Annotated in this window: 1 protein-coding gene; it reads left to right on the forward strand. The window is 39.7% G+C overall.

The genetic code is table 11. The annotated features are described in order from the left end of the window. A partial coding sequence (locus HMPREF2837_RS09500; protein ID WP_148131865.1) for a VirB4-like conjugal transfer ATPase, CD1110 family occupies positions 1-1,224 on the forward strand: 1,224 nt, incomplete at both ends.

Genomic DNA, 1,224 nt, shown 5'->3' on the forward strand with positions numbered 1-1,224 from the left:
AGTTTCAAGAAAAACGGATGATTATTGATGATAGTTGGGCTAAGGTACTCTATGCTCACCGATATCCTAACTGGATGTCTGATCGTCTCATTCGTGATTTAACGACACTTGGATTTGAATTGGCTATTATTATTCATGCAGAACCCTATGAGAATGTTGAAATCTTAGAGAAGATTGACGATGCAGAAACAGATGCTGAAATTGGGAAGCTACGTTCTAAACGTAAGGCTGCTCAATCTGGTATCTTTGATGATGCAGTGGTTGCTGGTCGTGACCAAGAAATCTCAGAAGCTACCAAGAAGTGGCGAGATGAGATTACTGAGTATGATCAGAAAATCTTTTCTGGTTTGATTGCAGTGTATTTTAAGGCAGATAGCCAGGAGGAACTACAACGTAATGAGCAGAAGATTAAGCGTGCTGGACGGAAGCTAGGGGTAGAATTTGAAGATCTTTATTATTACCAGGAAGAGGCTCTAAATACGATTCTACCTATTGGAGAATGCTTCGTAAATGTGAAGAAGAATTTCATGAGAAAGATGACAACAGCTAATATTGCTACGCAAGTTCCTTTTACCAACGTGGACTTGAAGTCTGAAAGCTCACTCGCTCGCTACTATGGTCAAAATCAGTTATCAAACAATATCATTACACTAGATCGAAAACGTGATTTGAACACGGGTTCAGGAGTTGTGTTAGGTTCTTCAGGATCTGGTAAATCTACAACAATAAAGGGTGGAGAAGTTATTCCAACTTTACTGAAATATCCAGAAGACCGAGTTATCATCGTGGATCCCGAAGATGAATATTCTGATATTGGCCGTGCTTTCGGTGCTCAGATGGTGGATATTTCGATTGGTTCTAAAACACATATCAATCTTTTAGATTTACCAGACTTGGATCGTTTGGACGATGAGGATGACGATCCGATTGGAGATAAAGCAAACTTGTTGATGGGATTATTTGAATCGATTCTATCTGAGGTAACAGATGCACAGATTGGGATTATCGACCGGGTAACAGGTGTGACTTATGAGCGCTATTTGACAGATTATTTTACTCCAACGCTAAAAGAGTGGCATCAGGTATTGAAGGAACAACCAGAGCCAGAAGCTCAAGATTTGGCTTTGGCGGTAGAAACCTATACAACTGGTTCTCAGGATATTTTTGCTCACAATACAAACGTGGATCTTAATCATCGCTTTGTTATCTTTAATCTGAAGAAGT

The sequence above is a fragment of the Streptococcus sp. HMSC071D03 genome (assembly GCF_001812125.1).
GTDB lineage: Bacteria > Bacillota > Bacilli > Lactobacillales > Streptococcaceae > Streptococcus > Streptococcus pseudopneumoniae_N.